The sequence below is a fragment of the Mesorhizobium sp. CNPSo 4671 genome (assembly GCF_057784245.1).
This window is the reverse complement of record NZ_JBWLUW010000006.1, coordinates 298457-317037: the sequence shown is the minus strand read 5'-3', so window position 1 is coordinate 317037 and position 18581 is coordinate 298457. Positions and strand designations below refer to the sequence as shown.

Annotated in this window: 14 protein-coding genes; 8 read left to right on the top strand and 6 right to left on the bottom strand. The window is 63.4% G+C overall.

Annotated features, from left to right (window positions below; all coding sequences use genetic code 11):
• Window positions 1-32 precede the first annotated feature (32 nt).
• Window positions 33-404, bottom strand: a complete 372-nt coding sequence (locus AC04SF_RS19635) for an Imm1 family immunity protein (protein WP_488479155.1) — start codon at window positions 402-404, stop codon at window positions 33-35.
• A gap of 151 nt (window positions 405-555) precedes the next feature.
• Window positions 556-7164, bottom strand: a complete 6609-nt coding sequence (locus tag AC04SF_RS19630) for a kinesin (protein WP_488479154.1) — start codon at window positions 7162-7164, stop codon at window positions 556-558.
• Window positions 7165-7435: 271 nt separating this feature from the next.
• Here AC04SF_RS19630 and AC04SF_RS19625 point away from each other — a divergent pair, with 271 nt between their 5' ends.
• The 3 genes from AC04SF_RS19625 to AC04SF_RS19615 all read left to right on the top strand — a co-directional run bounded on the left by AC04SF_RS19625 (window position 7436) and on the right by AC04SF_RS19615 (window position 9355).
• Window positions 7436-7804, top strand: coding sequence for an Hpt domain-containing protein (locus tag AC04SF_RS19625; RefSeq protein WP_095200060.1), 369 nt, complete (start codon window positions 7436-7438; stop codon window positions 7802-7804).
• Between the two features lie 100 nt (window positions 7805-7904).
• Window positions 7905-8225, top strand: coding sequence for a 2Fe-2S iron-sulfur cluster-binding protein (locus tag AC04SF_RS19620; protein WP_010909663.1), 321 nt, complete (start codon window positions 7905-7907; stop codon window positions 8223-8225).
• Window positions 8226-8323: 98 nt separating this feature from the next.
• Window positions 8324-9355, top strand: coding sequence for an NAD(P)/FAD-dependent oxidoreductase (locus AC04SF_RS19615; RefSeq protein WP_096446442.1), 1032 nt, complete (start codon window positions 8324-8326; stop codon window positions 9353-9355).
• A gap of 10 nt (window positions 9356-9365) precedes the next feature.
• Here AC04SF_RS19615 and AC04SF_RS19610 read toward each other — a convergent pair whose 3' ends face one another.
• Window positions 9366-10847, bottom strand: coding sequence for an MDR family MFS transporter (locus AC04SF_RS19610; RefSeq protein WP_488479153.1), 1482 nt, complete (start codon window positions 10845-10847; stop codon window positions 9366-9368).
• Between the two features lie 227 nt (window positions 10848-11074).
• Window positions 11075-11698, bottom strand: a complete 624-nt coding sequence (locus AC04SF_RS19605; RefSeq protein WP_488479152.1) for a DUF922 domain-containing Zn-dependent protease — start codon at window positions 11696-11698, stop codon at window positions 11075-11077.
• 115 nt (window positions 11699-11813) lie between these two features.
• On the opposite strand from AC04SF_RS19605, the gene folP reads away from it, so the two are divergent.
• From folP to folK, 3 genes are all read left to right on the top strand, one after another.
• Window positions 11814-12698 (top strand): dihydropteroate synthase, encoded by an 885-nt coding sequence (gene folP, locus AC04SF_RS19600; RefSeq protein WP_488479151.1) that lies wholly within the window; start codon window positions 11814-11816, stop codon window positions 12696-12698.
• A 70-nt stretch (window positions 12699-12768) separates the two neighbouring features.
• A complete protein-coding gene (gene folB / locus AC04SF_RS19595) occupies window positions 12769-13128 on the top strand; it encodes a dihydroneopterin aldolase (RefSeq protein ID WP_488479150.1) in 360 nt (119 codons plus the stop codon).
• A complete protein-coding gene (gene folK, locus AC04SF_RS19590) occupies window positions 13112-13624 on the top strand; it encodes a 2-amino-4-hydroxy-6-hydroxymethyldihydropteridine diphosphokinase (protein WP_202350196.1) in 513 nt (170 codons plus the stop codon). The genes folB and folK overlap by 17 nt, the downstream gene beginning before the upstream one ends.
• Before the next feature lie 35 nt (window positions 13625-13659).
• Here folK and AC04SF_RS19585 read toward each other — a convergent pair whose 3' ends face one another.
• Window positions 13660-14205 (bottom strand): DUF924 family protein, encoded by a 546-nt coding sequence (locus AC04SF_RS19585; RefSeq protein ID WP_488479149.1) that lies wholly within the window; start codon window positions 14203-14205, stop codon window positions 13660-13662.
• Window positions 14206-14219: 14 nt separating this feature from the next.
• A complete protein-coding gene (locus AC04SF_RS19580; RefSeq protein WP_488479148.1) occupies window positions 14220-16055 on the bottom strand; it encodes a monovalent cation:proton antiporter-2 (CPA2) family protein in 1836 nt (611 codons plus the stop codon).
• 162 nt (window positions 16056-16217) lie between these two features.
• Between AC04SF_RS19580 and AC04SF_RS19575 the strand changes: the two genes are divergently transcribed.
• Together AC04SF_RS19575 and AC04SF_RS19570 are read left to right on the top strand one after the other, a co-directional pair.
• The gene (locus AC04SF_RS19575) at window positions 16218-17207 is read left to right on the top strand and encodes an AraC family transcriptional regulator (RefSeq protein ID WP_488479188.1); all 990 of its coding nucleotides are present in this window, start codon (window positions 16218-16220) and stop codon (window positions 17205-17207) included.
• 59 nt (window positions 17208-17266) lie between these two features.
• Window positions 17267-18499, top strand: coding sequence for an MFS transporter (locus tag AC04SF_RS19570; RefSeq protein WP_488479147.1), 1233 nt, complete (start codon window positions 17267-17269; stop codon window positions 18497-18499).
• Window positions 18500-18581: the final 82 nt, after the last annotated feature.

Genomic DNA, 18581 nt, shown 5'->3' with positions numbered 1-18581 from the left:
TTTTCATCCAGCGGCTCGCTGGGCCGCGTTGGTCACATGTCCTGCCATGCCACCGACTTGTATTGGCCACCGTCGTTGAGGAAGAAGTATACTATCGCCTCGTAGCATTGCTCGATCGGGATGCACCACGACAGGGGATATTCATCAACCTGACCGTTCGCCAGCGTGTAAACGCAGGTCCCACCCTCGCGTTGGGCACCTTGTGTCGCCGAACCGCTGTCTCCATCGAAGCGCAGATACATCAGCCAAGCGTTTTCGCCATTCCTCAGCATAGAGATGGATTGGCCGCTCGGGGCCGAGATCCATAATTCAAACTGCCGCTCCAGGTCGAAGTGACCAAGGACTGGGACGAACTCTTCCAAGGTCTCGTATGGCTGGGTGATCCCTTTGAATGTGACTTTCACACCGTAGGCCCGCCGTTACTTCTTGTGGATCAGATCAGTCTGAAGAAGGTGGTGGCACCTCTCGTCACGGTCGGAGCCGGCAGGGAACCGGCGTTTTGGCGCCTCGCCTGCGGAAACACGAAGGTCTCCGCAAGCGGGTCTCGGCGGCTGCCTAGTGCAACCGTCCGCTGGCGTGGGCCAGCATGGTGTAAACCTTGCCGGTGTCCGACGTCAGGTAGGTCTGCGCCATGATGTTGTCGCGGTCGTTACGCGAGACATCCTTGAGCAGCTTTTCGAAGTCGTCGCAATAACGGTCGACGGCGGCGCGGAACTCGGCCTCGCCCTGATACTTGCGGCGGATTTCGTCGAAGGTCTGCTGGCCCTTCAGCGTGTAGAGCCGGCGCGTGAACACGTCCCGCTCGCCGCGCCGATAGCGGTTCCACAGCTCGATCGAAGCATCGTGGTCGATCGCCCGCGCAATATCGACGGACAGCGAGTTCAGTGATTCCACGACATGCAGCGGCGAGCGCTGGGCAGGGGTCGCGCGCGGTGCTTCCGCGGGCGCCGAAGGTGGTGCTGCCGGCCTGAGATCCGCATCGTTCGATGCCGCGGTCAGGAGATCGCGCACCCAGCCGCCTTGCGGCGTGCGGGCGCCGGCGTCAGGACGCTGACGCGGTGCCGCGTCGGCCGGACGCTCGAGATCGAGCGTGCCGCGCAGCGCGGTGCCACCCAGCGGCGCCTGAGGCGTGCGAAGCTCCGGCTGCGGTGCCGGCGCGCGACGCGGCGGCTCGGCAGGACGTGCCGCCGGCGCTTGTGGCGCCGGTCGCAGCGGGCGTGGCTCAGCGGTATCGCCGCCGCCGCGACCGGACTTCGCAACGATGTCCGAAAGTTCCTTCAGGGCGTTGATCTGCTCGGAAACGGCGCGGCGGATCGCAGAGGTCGATTCCTTTGCCTCTTCCGGCATCTCGATGACGCCTTTCTTGAGCTCGGCGCGGGTGAGGTCGAGCTCGCTCTTGATCGAACCCGCCGTGCGCCGCATCTCCTCAGTCGCGTCGGCGAAGCGCTTGGTCGCCGAATCGACCACGTCGGTGATGGCGTTGCGGATCTTGTCGGCCGACTCCATCGTCTTGCCCTCGGCGTTCTGCAGCGTCTGGCCGACGAGGTTTTCGAACGAGCGCATGACCCTTTCGAGATCCTCCGACTTCTTGACCAGGCCGACAGCGAGGTCCTCGAGCGACGACTGCCTTTCCAGCGTGTGTTCGAGGTTGCTCTGGGCCGAACTCAACAGGTCCGAGGCACTGGCCAGCAGCCGGCTGTGTTCGTCGAACTTGGTGGCGATCGAGGCCACTTCGCGCAAGGTCGACGAGGACAGTTCCGTCAGCCTCGTGGTGTTCGAATCGACCAGACGCGCCGAGCTGGCGAAGGTCTGCGCCGCCTTTTCGGTGGTGGCCGCGAAGCTCTGCGTGCTGCCGGTCAGACGTTCGTCGACCTGGCCGAGATTGACCGCGGCCTGCTCGATCAGCTGACCGAGCTGCGAGCTGGACTTGGTCATGCGGCCGATGAGATCGGCAACGCTGTCCGACAGCGACGAGCGAGCGCCCTCGACCGCCGACAAGGTCTCGGCGGTGCGGCTGGCGAGCGCATTAACCAGGGCTGCATTTTCGCTGCGCAGCTTCTCGGTGGCGCGTTCGGTGACCTCTTCCATGCTCTTCTGCAGTTCCGAGCCGCCCTGGGCGAAGCGCTCGACCAGAGGCCGTGCGGTTTCGTCGAGGATTTTCGACATTTCGGCGGAGCGCGCCGCGAGCATGGTGTTGAGTTCGCGTGTGTTGGCGCCGATCGTCTTGGCGGCATCGTTGGTGCTCTGGCCGATATGCTGGCCAACCGCGGTGAAGGTCTCGGCGATCACATTGGCGCGCGAAACGAGTTGCGCCTCGGCGCTCGACACCTGCTCGTTGAGCCTCTGGCCCATCGTCTCGGTGGTGTGGGCGAGCCGGTTCTCGACGCTGGCGATCTGCTCCTCGACACGGGCGGCTGCAGCCGCTGCGCTCGATGCAAGACGCTCGTCGGCGCTGGCAAGTGCCTGCTCGATTTCGCGGGCATGCACGGCCATCTCCTGGCCGGTCTGGCGCGCACGATCGGCGACCCTCTGCTCGGTGCTGGCGAAAGCACCGACGATGGTCTGCGCGTGCTCGCCGATCGTCGAAGAGCTGTCGGCGATGCGCGCGACCAGGCGCTGGTCGGCCTCGTCGAAGATGCGGCCGATTTCCGACGCACGGCTGGACAGCGCGTCCGAACCTTCCGCGATGCGCGAGACCAGTTGCTGGTCGGCGGCATCGAAGATGCGGCCAAGGTCCGACGCGCGGGCGGCGAGCGCCTCGGCCGATTCGCCGATGCGCATGCCGAGCCGCTGGTCGGCGCTTTCGAAGTTGCGCAGGATGTCGCCGGCGCGGGCGGCCAGCGACTGTGCGGTCTCGACGGCGCGGGCAACCAGTTTCTGGTCGGCCGCGTCAAAGGCCCCGGCGATCTCGTTTGCACGGGCGGCGAGATGATCCGCGGTATCCTGAGCCCGGGCGGCCAACTGGTCGGTCGTTGCCTGGGCGCGGGCGGCGAGCTTCTGGTCCGCCATGTCGAAGGTGCCGGCGATCTCGCCGGCGCGGGCGGCCAGCTGATCGGCGGTTTCATGGGCACGGGCCAGCAGCGAGCTGGAGGTGTCGTCGGCACGGGCGAGCAAGGCGTTCGACGTATCTTCCGCACGGGCGTGGAGGCGACGATCGGCCTCCTCGAAGGTGCGGGCGATGTCTTCGGCACGCGCCAAAAGGGCGGCGGAGGTCTGCTCGGCGCGCTCGGCAATCTTGCGATCGGCGTCACTGAACGCCGCGCCAGCCTGCTCATGCAGCGTGCTGGTGACTTCCAGGACCTTTTCGCGCAGGGCGCCGGCGACGAAGACCGCGCTCTTCTCGAGCACGCTGCGGACATTGTCGACGCCGGTCGAGAGCGCGCGCTCCATGGTTCCGGCGCGTTCCTCGATGATACCGGTCTGACGGCTGAACGCCTGCTCGATCTTGTCCACATCGGCGGCGATCGCGGCCGAAATGTCGGTGCTCCGGGCAGCGATCTGATCGATGTGGCCGGACAGCGAGCGGTCGACGTCCTTGCGGGTCTCGGCGAGCTTGCCGAGATCGTCTTCCAGCGCGCGGCTCAGCATGTTGCGGCCTTCGGCGAGCTTGCCGACGTGGCCGGCGATGATGCCGTCGATATCACCGCGGCTTTCGGTCAGCTTCTGCAGGTCGGCTTCGAGGGCGCGCTTGAGAATGTCGCGGCCTTCGGCCAGCTTCTCGACCTGGCCGGCAACCAGGCCGTCGATGCTGGAGCGGCTTTCAGCCAGTTTGGCGAGATCGGCTTCCAGGGCGCGTTTGAGGACGTCGCGGCCTTCGGCCAGTTTCTCAACCTGGCCAGCCACCAGACCGTCGATGCTCGAACGGCTCTCGGCCAGCTTGGCAAGATCTTCCTCGAGGGCTCTCGACAGAGTAGAACGATCCTGGACGAGCCTTTCCGCGTGGCTGTTCACCAGGCCGCTGACGCTCTCAAGGTCGGCTTCCAGAGCTTGTGCGAACTGCGCGCGGTCGTCGACAAGCTTTTGCGACTGGTCGGCAACTGCACCTCTGATCGTGTTGAGGTCGGCTTCCAAAGCCCGCTTGAGGATATCTCGGCCTTCGGCGAGCTTCTCGACCTGGCCGGAAACCAGCCCGTCAATGCTCGACCGGCTTTCGGCCAGTTTGGCGAGGTCGTCTTCCAATGCCTTGGAAAGTGTCGAGCGATCCTGGACGAGTTTTTCGGCGTGACTGTTCACCAACCCGCTGACGTTCCCGAGGTCGGCTTCCAACGCTTTCGACAGTGTCGAACGGTCTTGAACAAGTCGCTCAGAGTGGCTGTTGACCAATCCGTTGACCGTTTCGAGATCGGCTTCTAGCGCCCGGGCGAACTGCGCGCGGTCGTCGACCAGCTTCTGCGACTGGTCGGCAACGGTGTTCCTGATCGTGTTGAGGTCGGCTTCCAGGGCGCGCTTGAGGATGTCGCGGCCTTCGGCCAGTTTTTCCACCTGGCCGGCGACGAGGCCGTCGATGCTGGAGCGGCTGTCGGCCAGCTTGGCGAGATCGTCCTCGAGAGCCTTCGACAGGGTCGAACGATCCTGAACCAGCCTGTTCATGTGGTCGGCGATGACGCTGTTCACATTCTGCAGGTCGGCTTCCAGGACGCGCGAAAGCTGCCCGCGGTCCTCCGCTAGTTTTTCCGACTGGCTCGATATGACGCCCTTGATGGTGTTGAGGTCGGCTTCCAGGGCGCGCTTGAGAATGTCGCGGCCCTCGGCCAACTTCTCGACCTGGCCGGCGACGAGGCCGTCGATGCTCGAGCGGCTTTCGGCGAGCTTGGCAAGGTCGGCTTCGAGCGTCTGCGACAGCAGGCTGCGGTCGTTGGCAAGCCGTCCTGAATGATCGTCTAGCAGGCCCCTGATGCCGGAGAGGTCGCTCTCGAGCGAACGGCCGAGCTGGCTGCGGTCTTCCACCAGCTTTGCCGAATGCGCCTCGATCAGGCTCTTGATGCCGGCGATATCGTTTTCCAGGGCCTTGGCGAGCACCGCACGGCCCTCGGCGATCTTCTCGACCTGACCGGCGACCAGCCCGTCAATGCTGGCGCGGCTGTCGGACAGTTTGCCGAGGTCGGCTTCCAGGGCGCGCGACAGAATGTTGCGGCCTTCCGCGAGTTTTCCGACGTGTCCGGCGACCATTTCATCAATGATCGTACGGGCTTGCACGAGTTTCCCGGAGTCTTCGTTGAGAGCGAGCGAGAGCCGGTTGCGACCTTCTTCCAGCCTTTCGAGATGGCTGCCCAGCGACGCGTCGATGGCCGCACGCGATTCATTGACCTTGCGCAGATCCTCTTCGAGGGCGCGCGCGATCAGGCTGCGGCCTTCGGCCAGCTTCTGCACCTGGTTGGTCACCGCGGCATCGATGCCGGCGCGGCCTTCGGCGAATTTCTCCAGATCCGCCTCCATGGCGGCGGCCATGCGCTCGCGGCTTTCGGACAGCTTGCGGCTGTGGTTTTCGACTGCTTCCTCGATGCCGACGCGGGCGTCGGCAAGTCGCTGGATATCGCTGTCGAAGGAACGCGAGACGACATGACGTGCCGCTTCCATGCGACCGGCAAAGTCGCTGGCGCGGGCCTCCAGCATGCTCGATGTCGAGGTGACGATGTCGGCCATGTCGGCGCCGATCTGGGTCTTGCCCTGATCGATCATCGCGGCCAGCGTATCCTTGCTCTCGGCGAAGGTGTGGGCGATTTCGCGGGCGCGCTCGACCAGCGTCTCGTTGATCTGGCGGGCGCGGGCCTCGAGTGCGGCGTTCAGCTTCTGCGTGCCGGTGTCGAGCGCCTCGGCGCGGGTCTGGAACTCGCTGATCAGCGCCTGACCGCGTTCGGCGAGCGTGCGCTCGATGCCATTGAGGCTGGCTTCGAATTCCGAATTGAGGGTACGCGCGGCGCCGCCAAGCAGCGAAACCATGCCGGTCGTGCGATCGTCGAGCAGATCGGTCAACGACCTAGTCAGGCCGTCCGTCGTATCCGTCAGCTTGGCAATGCGCGTGTCGAGAAGGCTGGCGAAGGCCTCGCCGGAGGTCGACAGCCTGTCGGTGATGTTCTCGAGCCGGCCTTCCACCGAATCGAAGATCGACATCGAGCTTTCATTGATGCGATCGATGAGCGTGTCGCCGGAATTGGTGATCGTCATCGACAGCTTGGTCGACGCATTGAGGATCGAGTCGCGGATGATGTCGCTGGCGGCGCCGATTTCATCCTTGAGCGTCTCATGCGCGCCGGCGATCGAGGCGCGGACGCGTTCGGCATGGGTGACGACCGCCTCACGCTCGTTGCCGAGCCCGTCGACCAGCGAACGGATGCGGGTTTCGTTTTCCGAATAGGAGCGCTCGATCTGGTTGACTTCGCTGTGGACCAGCGTTTCCAGTTCGACGGCGCGGGCCAGCGTGCGTTCGATGCCTTCGCCCATGGCCGCGACCTCGCGGCGAACGGCCTGGCCGATCATCATGACGCGATCCTGCGCCATGTTTTCCGGCTCGGTCAGGCGGAAGGCCACTTCCGTCATCGACTGGGCGGCAATGCGCATGTCCTGGGCGCGGCGAATCATGGCGGCGAAGGCCCAGAACAGGATGATCGGCACGATCGCCGCGATGGCGAGGCCAATCAGCTCGGGACGGGCAAGGAACTGGTCGAGTGTGCGGATCCGCCAGATGCTCGGTCCGAATAGCAGGTTGGCCAGCCCGCCGGCGCCCGCGATCCAGGCCAGCGAGACAAAGGCAACGATCCAGTAGACGGTGTTGGAGGCGCGCCTGTTGAGGCTGTGCAGGAGTGTCTTGTAATCTTTCTGACGATCGTCATTGGCCGGCGCAAAACCCGCGGGCTGCGTGCCACTGCCATTGCGTGTCTCGACGGGGCGCAGTTCGGCGGGCTTGGCCTTCGGCGTGGGATTCGCCTGCTGATTGGCAATGGGGGCCTGATTGGCGGCGGGGGCGGGCTTCTGGTTGCGTCCCTCACGGGCCAGTTCGTCGGCGGCTTGAGATATCTGCGCTTCCAGATCTTCCATCGAAGCTGCGATGTCGAGATCGCCGCTGCCGATATCGCCGCTGAGGTCGAGATCGAGCGCTTTTTCCAGTTCCCTGGCCACGTCGCTGTCGAGATTTCTCGTCGTCGTCGTCGTTGGTTTCTTTGCCATGCCTTCGCTACCCTGTACTAGCTGCCGCGGGCTTATAATTGTCTTTGTCGTACCCCGCGCAGGAGGCTGAAAATGGACCCCTCGTATCGTAATGACACAGGGGGGTAAAGAAAACATGCATTCCGCGGGATACGTAAAACTTTAAATATAAGGTTAACGGAAGCGTGATTTGGGCGCCGCTTTCGCAACATTTTTCCCGGCCATTCATTAACCCGTTGTCCATTGGATTCGCCTAGTTTTTCAGGCGACCGAAGAAAAGGAGTTCGAGTTCATGCGTGGCGAAAGCGGCATTGCCTTCTCAATGCCCGGGGGCGACGTATCGGGAACCAGACAGTCCCGACCGGTCGATTTGGCACACCTAGCCCGGCAGACGATGGGCGACCGCGCCCTCGAGCAGGAGGTGCTGGCGCTGTTTGTACAGCAGGCGCTGTCGGTACGCGACAAAATAGTCGATGCCGATCTCAAGGATCGGCTCCTGCTGGCGCATGGTCTGAAGGGGTCGGCTCGCGGCGTCGGCGCCTTCGCCATCGCCGATTGCGCCACCGAGATCGAGCGGAGCCCGGAAGACGGCCAGACGCTCAAGCGGCTTGGCAAGCTGATCGACGAAGTGCGCGATTTCATCGCCGCCATCAATCGCTGACCCAGGTTTGTGGAAAAACGTCACGGAGCGGCGCTTTCGCGCGGCAGTTGACTTGTCTGCCGGAGTGATTATCTCGGCGGTAACTCCCTTCAGGTGACAAATGACCAAGCTGACCTTCATCGCCCATGACGGCACACAATTCGACGTGGACGCCGAAAACGGCTCGACGGTCATGGAAAACGCCATCCGCAACGCCGTGCCGGGGATCGAGGCGGAGTGCGGCGGCGCCTGCGCTTGCGCCACCTGCCATGTCTATGTCGACGAAGCCTGGACGGCGGAAGTCGGCGAGCCGGAGGCGATGGAAGAGGACATGCTGGACTTCGCCTACGACGTCCAGCCGAACTCGCGGCTGTCCTGCCAGATCAAGGTGCGCGATGCGCTCGACGGCCTGGTGGTGCGGGTGCCGGAACGCCAGGGCTAAGGGGCCTTCGGCCCACGTTCCAATTTCTTTGACATTGGCCGCTTGGCAGCGGGCCAAGGCTCATGCAGTCTCGCCCCATTCCCAAGGGGACACATCGCATGACCGAAACAATCAAGACAGACGTCCTCATTGTCGGGGCAGGGCCGGTTGGCCTGTTCGCCGTGTTCGAACTCGGCCTGTTCGACATGAAGTGCCACCTGATCGACATTCTCGACAAACCCGGCGGCCAGTGCGCGGAACTCTATCCGGAAAAGCCGATCTACGACATTCCCGGCTGGCCTTCGATCTCAGCGCAAGGGCTGGTCGACAAGCTGCTCGAGCAGATCCATCCGTTCAAGCCTGACTTCACCTACAACCGCATGGTCTCCAGCCTCGAAAAACTGGAGGACGGCAGCTTTCGCGTCACCACCGACGAGAACGAGGTGTTCGAGGCCAAGGTGGTGGTGATCGCCGCCGGCGGCGGCTCGTTCCAGCCCAAACGCCCGCCGATCCCTGGCATCGAGCCCTATGAGGGCAAGAGCGTGTTCTATTCGGTGCGCCGAATGGAGGATTTTCGCGGCCACGACCTTGTCATTGTCGGCGGCGGCGACTCGGCGCTCGACTGGACGCTGAACCTGCAGCCGGTGGCAAAGAGCGTGACGCTGGTCCATAGGCGCGCTGAATTTCGCGCGGCGCCCGACAGCGTCAACAAGATGTATGCCATGCAGGAGATGAAGCAGCTGGAATTCAGGGTCGGCCAGGTAACCGGCCTCACTGGGGCCGACGGCCAGCTGTCATCGGCCACCATCAAGGGCGGTCCGGATGGCGACATCGAAGTGCCATGCACGCGCATGCTGCCCTTCTTCGGCCTGACCATGAAGCTCGGGCCGATCGCGGAATGGGGGCTCAATCTCCACGAAAACCTGATCCCGGTCGACACCGAGAAGTTCCAGACATCGGTGCCCGGCATTTTCGCGGTCGGCGACATCAACTGGTATCCGGGCAAGCTGAAGCTGATCCTGTCGGGCTTCCACGAGGTGGCGCTAATGGCGCAGGCCGCCAAGCGCATCATCAGCCCTGGCGAGCGGATCGTGTTCCAGTACACGACCTCGTCGACCAGCCTGCAGAAGAAGCTCGGCGTGGTAGGGTAAGAAGGCGCTTCTATTCCGCGAGAACGGGCGCGGCGGCCTCGTCGCGGCCACGCAGCGGCTTTTCCGGCATCAGCATCATTGCGACAAGCCCCAGCAGCAGCGTGATGCCGGCGGTGATGAAGATCATCACGAACGGCAACGCCGATGTTAGCTGAATATGCGTCTGCGAGCCCTCGGCGGAGAGCGGCAGGCCGTAGCCGAGCGCGACGGCTCCGAGCAGGGCGACGCCCAGCGCGCCACCCAGCGTGCGCAGGAAGGTCAGCACGCCGGTCGCAACCCCGAGATGGGCCCGGTCGACGGCGTTCTGGACAGAGACGGTCGCGACCGGGAATGTCGTTCCGCCACCCAAGCCGATGAGGGTGGTCAGTATCTCGACCTCGAGCAGCGAGGCGTGTTCCGCAATGGCACTGAGCATGCCGATGCTGGCAATGGCCAGAGTGATGCCGATCATGGCGATGCGCTTGTAGTGCACGAAGCGGGGGATGAGGCGGCCGCTGGAAGCGGCGCCGGCGACCGTGCCGAGCAAAAGACCGAGCATGGCCATTCCCGATTCACTGACGGAGAGCCCGATGACGGTCTGCAGATAGACCGGCAAGTAGACCGAGGCGCCGATATTCGCCGCTTGCAGCAGGAACATCGACAGCGCACCGGCGAGTACGATCGGGTTGCTCAACACCTCAAGCGAGATCAACGGCTCGGTGGCCCTTAGCAGTCTGAGGGCGAACAGGGCCCAGAACACGGCGGAACAGGCCACCAGCCCGAGGATTTCGCGCGAAAACCAGGGATAGGTGCTGCCGCCCCAGTTGAGCGCCAGAAGCAGAAGTGCGGTGGCGATGACCAGAAGCACGGCGCCCAACCCGTCGATGCGGTGATGTTTGGCTGCAATCGGCAGCTTCTTCAGCGGCTTGTTGATGATCGCCATGGCCAGAAGCCCAAGCGGAATGTTGATCCAGAAGATCAGCGACCAGTGCAGATGCTGGGCGAAGGTGCCGCCCAGCAGTGGCCCGGCTATGCTGGCGACGGCCCAAGTGCCGGAGACCCAGGCCGCATAACGTGCACGTTCGCGCGGCGGCACGAGGTCACCGATGACGGTTTGCGCCAGCGCAAACAGACCGCCGCCGCCGGCCCCCTGGATCGCGCGCCCTATCACCAGCACGAACATGTTGGGGCCCATAGCGCTCACCACCGATCCGACGAGGAAGATGAGGATCGCCGCGTAAACGGTCGGGCGGCGGCCATAAACGTCGGAAATCTTGCCATAGAGCGGTGCCACGGCGGTGGCGGTCAGGAGATAGCCGGTGACCATCCAGGGCAAATACTCGGCGTGGCCGAGCGCACGCGCGATGGTCGGCATGGCCGGCGCGATGATGGTCTGGTCGAGCGCCGCCAGTAGCATGGACAGGAGAACGCCGCCGATGATGGCGTTCTTCTCGCTTTCGGTCAGCGGTGTGGCGGCAGCCGCCATGGTCTGCTTGCCGGCAGCCTGGTCCATAGTCTTTGTCCATGTGCTTTGCGCGCTGTCCGGTCACCGATTGGGCTTGCCTGGTGTGTCCGCGCGCGATCGGTCGTGGTGCTCGTACCTCGAGGGTTGTGCCCGCCAACCCGGGATATGTCGCCTCGTATAGGCCGATTTCGACTGCCGTTCGAAATTTTTCGAAGCTGGCACTACGCTTCGGCCGGGTTGGCCTGCATCGGCGCCATCGAGGGCACCGACGAAATTCAGGCCGGCGGCGGCAACTGGCCACTCTCGATGCGCTGGACGCGATAGCGCATGAGCCGCAGGATACGGCTTTCGAAATTGACGCTTTCGACGCGATCGAACTGCACCTGGGCGCGGTCGTGCCTGGCGAGGATGGCGGCGGTGATCTCGGCCGCCTTGGCCTTGGCCGCACCGCAATCCTTCTGCGGATAGGTCGCCTTCAGCGCGTCTTCAAGCGCGCGGGCATGGTTCTTGGCGATCTCGACATGGCGTTCTTCGTGGCGCTTGATGTCGGCGGCCAGCGTGTCCCAGAACAGCTTCACGTCAGGGTCCGCCTTGCGCGGGCGTCGCCATTCCGGAAGGATCACCTTGACCTTGACGGTCACGACCGCGTCGGCGATCCGGCAGGAGCCGGCCTGCTTGGCGTAGCTGATACGGGTGGTGAAGGCCATCTGGGTGGCGCCGGGGTGGCGCGAGCCCGTGCTTTTGACCTGCGGCCCATGTATGGAGAGCTGCTTCTCGATATCTTCGAGCGTGCTGCCGCCAATGGAAAAATAGCTGTATGTTTTCACCAGATTGGCCGCGCCCGCCGGGACGGTGGTCGCGGCAAGCAGCAGTGCGTAAAGCAGGGATCGTTTCATCATATTGCCTCTTTACCCACCTTGCTTTACGGCCGTTGCCGACGCAACGGAATTGATCCTTTGCGGATCACACATCGTTGATGAGCCCTTGGTTGATGAGCCCCATGGTTGATGGACAATGACGGCGAGGCGATGGCAGCTGGCGCATGGACGCCATCTCGACCTTGGCGGCAAGGCCGTGGTCGTCGGCATCCTCAACGTCACCCCCGACAGTTTTTCCGACGGCGGCCTGTTTGATGCGCCGGAAGCGGCGCTGACCCAGGCGCGCCGCATGATCGCGGAAGGGGCAGAGATTATCGACGTCGGCGGAGAATCGACCCGGCCGGGCGCCGCCACTCTATCGGCCAGCGAGGAACAGGCGCGTATCCTGCCGGTGATCGAGGCGTTGGCGAGCGCCAGCGAGGTGTTGGTTTCGGTCGACACCTATCGTGCCGAAACCGCGCGGCTGGCGGTGGCTGCCGGTGCGCATATCGTCAACGATGTCTGGGGCCTGCAGCGCGAGCCCGATATTGCGCGGATCGCCGCCGAGACCGGCGCCGGGCTCATCATCATGCATACCGGGCGGGATCGCGAGAAGCTGCCCGACGTCATCGCCGACCAGTTTGCGTTCCTGGAAAAGTCGCTGGAGATCGCCCGTCGCAACGGCATTGCGGACGATCGCATCGTGCTCGATCCCGGCTTCGGCTTCGCCAAGGAGACGGCTGAGGAAAATCTCGACCTGATGGCGCGGTTTTCCGAGCTCCATGCGCTCGGCTTTCCGCTGATGGCCGGCACCTCGCGAAAACGCTTCATCGGCGCCGTCACCGGCCGCGATGCGGCCGACCGCGCTGCCGGGACGGCGGCGACCAGCGTCATTCTCAGACTCAAGGGCGCGCATCTGTTTCGCGTCCATGATGTCGCAATCAACGTGGACGCGCTGGCCGTGGCGGATGCTATGCTGGCGCGTGAAACCATCGCATCGGCCCGGAAATCGGAATCGATTTTCGGAAAGCACGATGCGTAGATACAAAGTGCTAGAGCGTACTTTGTGCGTCCAAGTGGACGCATGTCGCTATAGATCGGGACGCTGAGCCATGTATGTCATCCGCCTGAAGAACTGTGCCTTCTTTGCCCGGCATGGCGTGCTCGACGAGGAAGAGGCGCTCGGACAGCGTTTCTATGTAGACGCGGTACTGTCGGTCGAACCCGGACGCGCGCTCGTCGACGATGCCATCGAGGAAACCGTCAATTACGGCATTGCCTTCACGGTGATCGAGAAGATCATCACCGGCGAGCGGCGCTTCCTGATCGAGGCCCTGGCCATGGAAGTGGCAAAGGCGCTGACGGAGCGGTTTCCGCAGATCAGGAAGGCCGAAATCACCGTGCGCAAGCCGAACGCGCCGGTGCCTGGTGTGCTCGATTATGTCGAGGTGACCGTTGTCTGGCCCGAGTAACACCGTCTACCTCAGCCTCGGCGGCAATCTGGGCGATCCGGCTGCCTCGATGGCCTCGGCGCTGCGCATTCTCGATGCCGATGCGGACACACGCGTCGCCGCCGTCTCCTCGCTCTACCGCACGCCGCCCTGGGGCAAGCTCGATCAGCCCGATTTCCTCAACGCCGCGGCCGAATTGTCGACCCGGCTTTCGCCGCGGGCACTGCTTGACCTCTGCCTCGATGCGGAGCGGAAGCTGAAGCGCGTGCGCGAGGAGCGCTGGGGGCCCCGCCTGATCGATATCGACATCCTGGTGTTCGGCGACCGTGTCATCCACGAGACCGGGCTGGAAGTGCCGCATCCGCGCATGCTGGAGCGCGCCTTCGTGCTGGCGCCGCTGGCCGAAATCGCGCCGGATCTTGCCGTCGGCGGGCGAAGCGTATCGGTGCGATTGGCTGCGGTCGATGCATCAGGCATCGAACGCCTGCCGTCCGGCCGTGACTGGTGGCTGACCTGATCTCTCCGTCAGGTTGTCGCCGACCGTCATAGCGATCAGCCGGAAAACCCACCGCCGTCGAGAAATGCCTGTTCTTCCGGTGTTGTTTCGCGGCCAAGAAACCTGTTTCGGTGCGGAAACCTTCCGAAGCGTTGGATGATGTCGCGATGCTCCAGTGCGTATTTCAGGTTGAACTCGGCCCTGGCGGTGTGCAGTTCGACCGAAACGTCCTGGTCGGCAAGGTTTTCCGAATGCTCGAACGGCAGGTACAGGAACACGCGGAGTTCCGGTTGCAGGGCCAGATCATGCCCTGATGTGACCGCCTTTTGAGCGAAATGCTTCGCCAGCGGGTCGGTGGCGCACATATGGCCAGTGCCGCGAAAGCAATTGCGCGGAAACTGGTCGAGCAGGATCATCAGCGCCAGCGAGCCTTCGGCGTGTTCCGACCAGGCGTCGCATTCGCGCCGCGCGGCTGCATAGTGCAGATCGAGAAAGCGATCGCGAAAATCGGCATCGAAAGCCTCGTTCTTCTCGAACCATGCATCCTCGCCGGCGTCACGCCAGAATTTGGTGACCGACAGGGCTCTGCTGTCCAATTCCATGCATGATTCCCTGTTCAATCGGCAGTTTCGGATTTCTGCAGAACGCCGGCCGTCTCTTCATTGAGGGCCTTACCGGGGCGGCGCGGCGTATAGAGCGGTGTCGGAATAGGCGTGCCGATATTGCCCCGCAAGAAGCGCTGGCCGGCGCGGATGCCTTCGGCGAGCTGGGTTTCGAAACGGTCGGTGTCGCGGCGCCTGACGTCCTCGATCGTTTCAGCGACGTCTTCAGGATCGACACCAAGCGATTCCAGCGCCGAGCCACCGAAAACCAATGCCGATTCGAAGGTCTCGCGCAGCTGATAATCGACGCCGACACGGATGAGCTGCAGAGCGGTGCCGCGATCGAAGGCGCGCGCCAGCACGGTAAGCAAGGGAAATTCAGCCTTGACGAGCTCGGCGATGCGAACGGCGGCATCGGCCTTGTCGACGCAGATCAGTACGGCGCGCGCCTGGCCAGCGCCCGCGGCGCGCAGGATGTCGAGCCGCGTGCCGTCGCCATAATAGACCTTGAAGCCGAAATCGGCGGCCGCCTGGATCATCTCGACATCGTTGTCGATGATCGACACGTCGATGCCGCGCAGCAGCAGCGGCTGGCTGGCGATCTGACCGAAGCGCCCGAAACCGATGACCAGCACGCTGCCGGTGAGGCCGTCGGCGACATCGACGCCGTCGAGCGACTGCTCGTCGCGCGGGGTGACATAGCGCAAGGCGATGATCGCCAATGGCGTCAGCACCATCGAAATGATGACGATTGCCGTCAGCGTCGCATTGGCCTGACTGTCGATGATGCCGACGGCAGCGGCGGCGGAGTAGAGGACAAAGGCGAATTCACCGCCCTGCGCCATGAAGACAGCGCGTTCCAGCGCTTCGCGATGGCCTGTTTTGAGGATGCGGGCGACGATGTAGATGCCGACTGCCTTCATCACCATGTAGGCGACAACATAGATGGCGACCAGCCTCCAGTTCGCGGCCACTACATGCAGGTCGAGCGACATGCCGACCGCAAGGAAGAACAGGCCGAGCAGGATGCCGCGGAACGGCTCGATGTCGGCTTCCAACTGATGGCGGAAGGTCGATTCGGACAGAAGAACGCCGGCCAGGAACGCGCCCATCGCCATCGACAGGCCACTGAGTTGCATGGCGAGCGCCGATCCAAGCACGACCAGAAGCGCTGCAGCCGTCATCACCTCACGGGCACGGGCATCCGCCAGGATGCGGAAGAAGGGGTTGAGCAGATAGCGTCCGGCCAGCACCAGTCCGACGATCGCGGCAAGGCCGATGCCGACCTCGGTCAGCCTTTCCGACAAGCTGGTGTCGGCGCCGCCCGGCGCCAGGAACGCGATCAGGGCCAGCAGCGGCACGATGGCAAGATCTTCCAGCAGCAGGATGGAGACGATGCGCTGGCCTTTCGGCGAGGCGATCTCGCCGCGTTCCTCGAGAAGCTGCATGACGATGGCGGTCGAGGTCAGCACGAAACCGGCGCCGGCGACGAAGGATTGCGAGATGGGAAAGCCTCCGGCCACACCGACACCGGTCAGCAGAACCGCGCAGACGCCTACCTGCAGCGCCCCGAGCCCGAAGATTTCGCGCCGCAAGCCCCAAAGCCGCGACGGCTGCATTTCCAGCCCGATGATGAACAGGAACATGACGACGCCGAGTTCGGCGACATGGAGGATGGCCCCTGATTCGGAAAAGATACGGAGACCAAACGGGCCGATCACCACGCCGGCGGCGAGATAGCCCAGGATCGAGCCGAGGCCCATGCGTTTGAAGATCGGAACGGCGACGACACCCGCGGCAAGCAGCGCCACCACCTGAATGAGATCGCTGCCCGACGCTTCCGCTGCCATGCCTCTTGGTTCCTTATGTCCGACAGCACTCCTTGCATGCAGTTGGAGCGGGAGGCAAGGGCGGGGAGCCTGCCAGGACGGGTAGGTGCCTTTGAAGCGTTTCCGCTGGTGGAACAACCGTCTCCGCTTGTCCACCGGACGATTGGTGTCTATATCGGTCGGATGACTGACCATTCGTCCCGGCCGTCTCCGCCGTCCCATATTCCGATGGATGCGCTCAGCGAAGTCCTGCAAGACTTTCGCTTGAGCGGCGTCAGTTATGGCCGCTGCGAGCTCCGACATCCTTGGAGCATAGAGTTTCCGCAACAATCGCTGCTTCGTTTTCACTTCGTCGGTCAGGGTCCTTGCTGGATCCATACCGAAGCGCAAGGCTGGCAGGAGTTGCGCGATGGCGATCTGGTGCTGCTGCCGCAAGGCATCGCCCATCGGCTGGCCAGCGCGCCGGACGTTGCACGCGGCTCGCTCGATGATTGCCGGGTAACCAAGTTGGGAAGCAACGTCTGCGAAGTCGTACGGGAAGGCACGGGCGCGACAAGCACCCTTTTCTGCGGCTCAATGGCCTTAGGCGCCTGTGCTTTAAACCCATTGATCACGCTGATGCCGCCTATCATTAAGGGTTGCGACGTGGCCGCCAATGATCCGGTGGTTGGTCCGTTGCTGGCGGCCATGACCGCGGAGGCCGCGCAACCGCAGATGGGTAGCGCCACCATCTTGTCGCGTATGGCGGACTTGCTGACAGCCCGGCTCATTCGCTGCTGGGTCAATTGTACGGGAGCTTCGACCACCGGTTGGCTCGCTGCCATCCGCGACCCCCATATTGGCCGCGCCCTCGCAGCCATGCACGGAGACCCCGGCCATAACTGGACGCTCGAAAGCCTCGCCAGCCTGGCAGGCCAATCGCGCTCGATTTTCGCTGAGCGCTTCAGCGCTATATTGGGAGAGGGTGCTGCACGCTATCTCGCCCGTTTGCGTATGCAGCTTGCCCGTGAGTTGTTGGGGCAAAACGGCTGGTCGGTGGCCGAGGTTGCTACCCGCTTGGGCTATGATTCCGAGGCATCCTTCGCTCGTGCCTTCAAGCGCATCACCAATGTCTCGCCAGGCGTTGTGCGTCGCACAATTCCCGGACGAATAGACATGGATTTCGGATTTTGAGATACATATCATCCGAAAAGACTCGTTTATGAAGATCTCCAAACTTTGGAGATCTTCCCGTGACTGACACAACATTACAGCTTGAAGACGCGACGATAGACGTTCACGGCACTGCGCCGGCCGCCTGGAGCGCAACCACCTGGTTCGCGGTCGTTTCATTGGCGGCCACCAGCTTTGCCCTGGTCTCAGCCGAATTTCTGCCGGCAGGTCTGCTGACGCCAATGGCGCGCGATCTCGGGATCAGCGAGGGAACGGCCGGACAGGTCGTCACCGCCACCGCTTCCATCGGTGCCGTGACGGCCATGTTGAGCAATGTTCTCATCGGCCGATTGAACCGCAAGACGGTGCTGGTTGGCCTCATGGCCCTAGCGGTCGCTTCCAATATTCTTGCGGCGCTGGCACCCAATTTCTGGCTGCTGTTGCTAGGCCGGGCCGGGCTGGGAATCGCTCTCAGCGCTTTCTGGGCGCTTTCGGTCGCCGTCGTCGCGAGGCTGGTTGGCGCCAATGCGACAGGTCGGGGCATGGCTATCGTCACCCTTGGCGTCTCGCTCGCCACCATTGCCGCACCGTCGATGGGTGCGCTGATCAGCGACTGGCTGGGATGGCGCAGCGCCATGGCCATGACAGCGGGGCTGGCCGTGGTTGCCATGTTGCTGCAGTTGCTTAGCCTGCCGTCTTTGCCTGCAACAGCGAGCAATAGTCTTGCAGACGTCCTTCGGCTGACACGGCGGCGTGGCATTCAACTTGGTATGCTTGCCATTCTTTTGCTGATGACGGGGCATTTTGCCGGCTCGGTCTATGTGCGTCCCTTTCTCGAACATGTGACGCTCCTTGCAACCGGGCCAATTGCCCTGGCGTTGCTCGGATTTGGCATCGCCGCAGTGATCGGCAATATTGCCGGTGGCCGTATGGCCGACGCCAATATCCACGTGGCTCTCGTGGTTACCGCCGCATTGATGGCGTTTGCGGCGCTGGCATTGGTGCTTTGGGGCGTGCACATTGGCGTTGCCTTTGGCTTCGCTACGTTGTGGGGCTTCGCCTTCGGCATGGCGCCGGTGGTGCTGCCGACAAATTTGTCTCGCGCAGCGCCGGACGCGCTGGAAGCGGCGGGCAGCCTGATGGTCGCCTCTTTTCAGGTCGCCATCACCATCGGCGCGGTTGTCGGCGGCTATGCTGTGGACACCTATGGCCCTACAGCGCCTTTGACCGTGACTGCTATCCTTGCCGCATCGACAGCCGTCTTGGCGCTGCTGCAGCCGCGCAACCAAACTTTGCCGCCGCTGACACAGTAGCCCGAATCCGGTCCGGACCAATATTGCAGGCGCGTTACACAAGTTTACGCCATGCGCGCGTTGCGTGTTGCCACAATCGAAG

Excerpts from the sequence above, each read along its gene's own strand:
- AC04SF_RS19630 (WP_488479154.1), bottom strand. The coding sequence starts at position 7,164 with ATGGCAAAGAAACCAACGACGACGACGACGAGAAATCTCGACAGCGAC.
- AC04SF_RS19625 (WP_095200060.1), top strand. The coding sequence starts at position 7,436 with ATGCGTGGCGAAAGCGGCATTGCCTTCTCAATGCCCGGGGGCGACGTA.
- AC04SF_RS19620 (WP_010909663.1), top strand. The coding sequence starts at position 7,905 with ATGACCAAGCTGACCTTCATCGCCCATGACGGCACACAATTCGACGTG.
- AC04SF_RS19615 (WP_096446442.1), top strand. The coding sequence starts at position 8,324 with ATGACCGAAACAATCAAGACAGACGTCCTCATTGTCGGGGCAGGGCCG.
- AC04SF_RS19610 (WP_488479153.1), bottom strand. The coding sequence starts at position 10,847 with ATGGACCAGGCTGCCGGCAAGCAGACCATGGCGGCTGCCGCCACACCG.
- AC04SF_RS19605 (WP_488479152.1), bottom strand. The coding sequence starts at position 11,698 with ATGATGAAACGATCCCTGCTTTACGCACTGCTGCTTGCCGCGACCACC.
- folP (WP_488479151.1), top strand. The coding sequence starts at position 11,814 with ATGACGGCGAGGCGATGGCAGCTGGCGCATGGACGCCATCTCGACCTT.
- folB (WP_488479150.1), top strand. The coding sequence starts at position 12,769 with ATGTATGTCATCCGCCTGAAGAACTGTGCCTTCTTTGCCCGGCATGGC.
- AC04SF_RS19585 (WP_488479149.1), bottom strand. The coding sequence starts at position 14,205 with ATGGAATTGGACAGCAGAGCCCTGTCGGTCACCAAATTCTGGCGTGAC.
- AC04SF_RS19580 (WP_488479148.1), bottom strand. The coding sequence starts at position 16,055 with ATGGCAGCGGAAGCGTCGGGCAGCGATCTCATTCAGGTGGTGGCGCTG.
- AC04SF_RS19575 (WP_488479188.1), top strand. The coding sequence starts at position 16,218 with ATGACTGACCATTCGTCCCGGCCGTCTCCGCCGTCCCATATTCCGATG.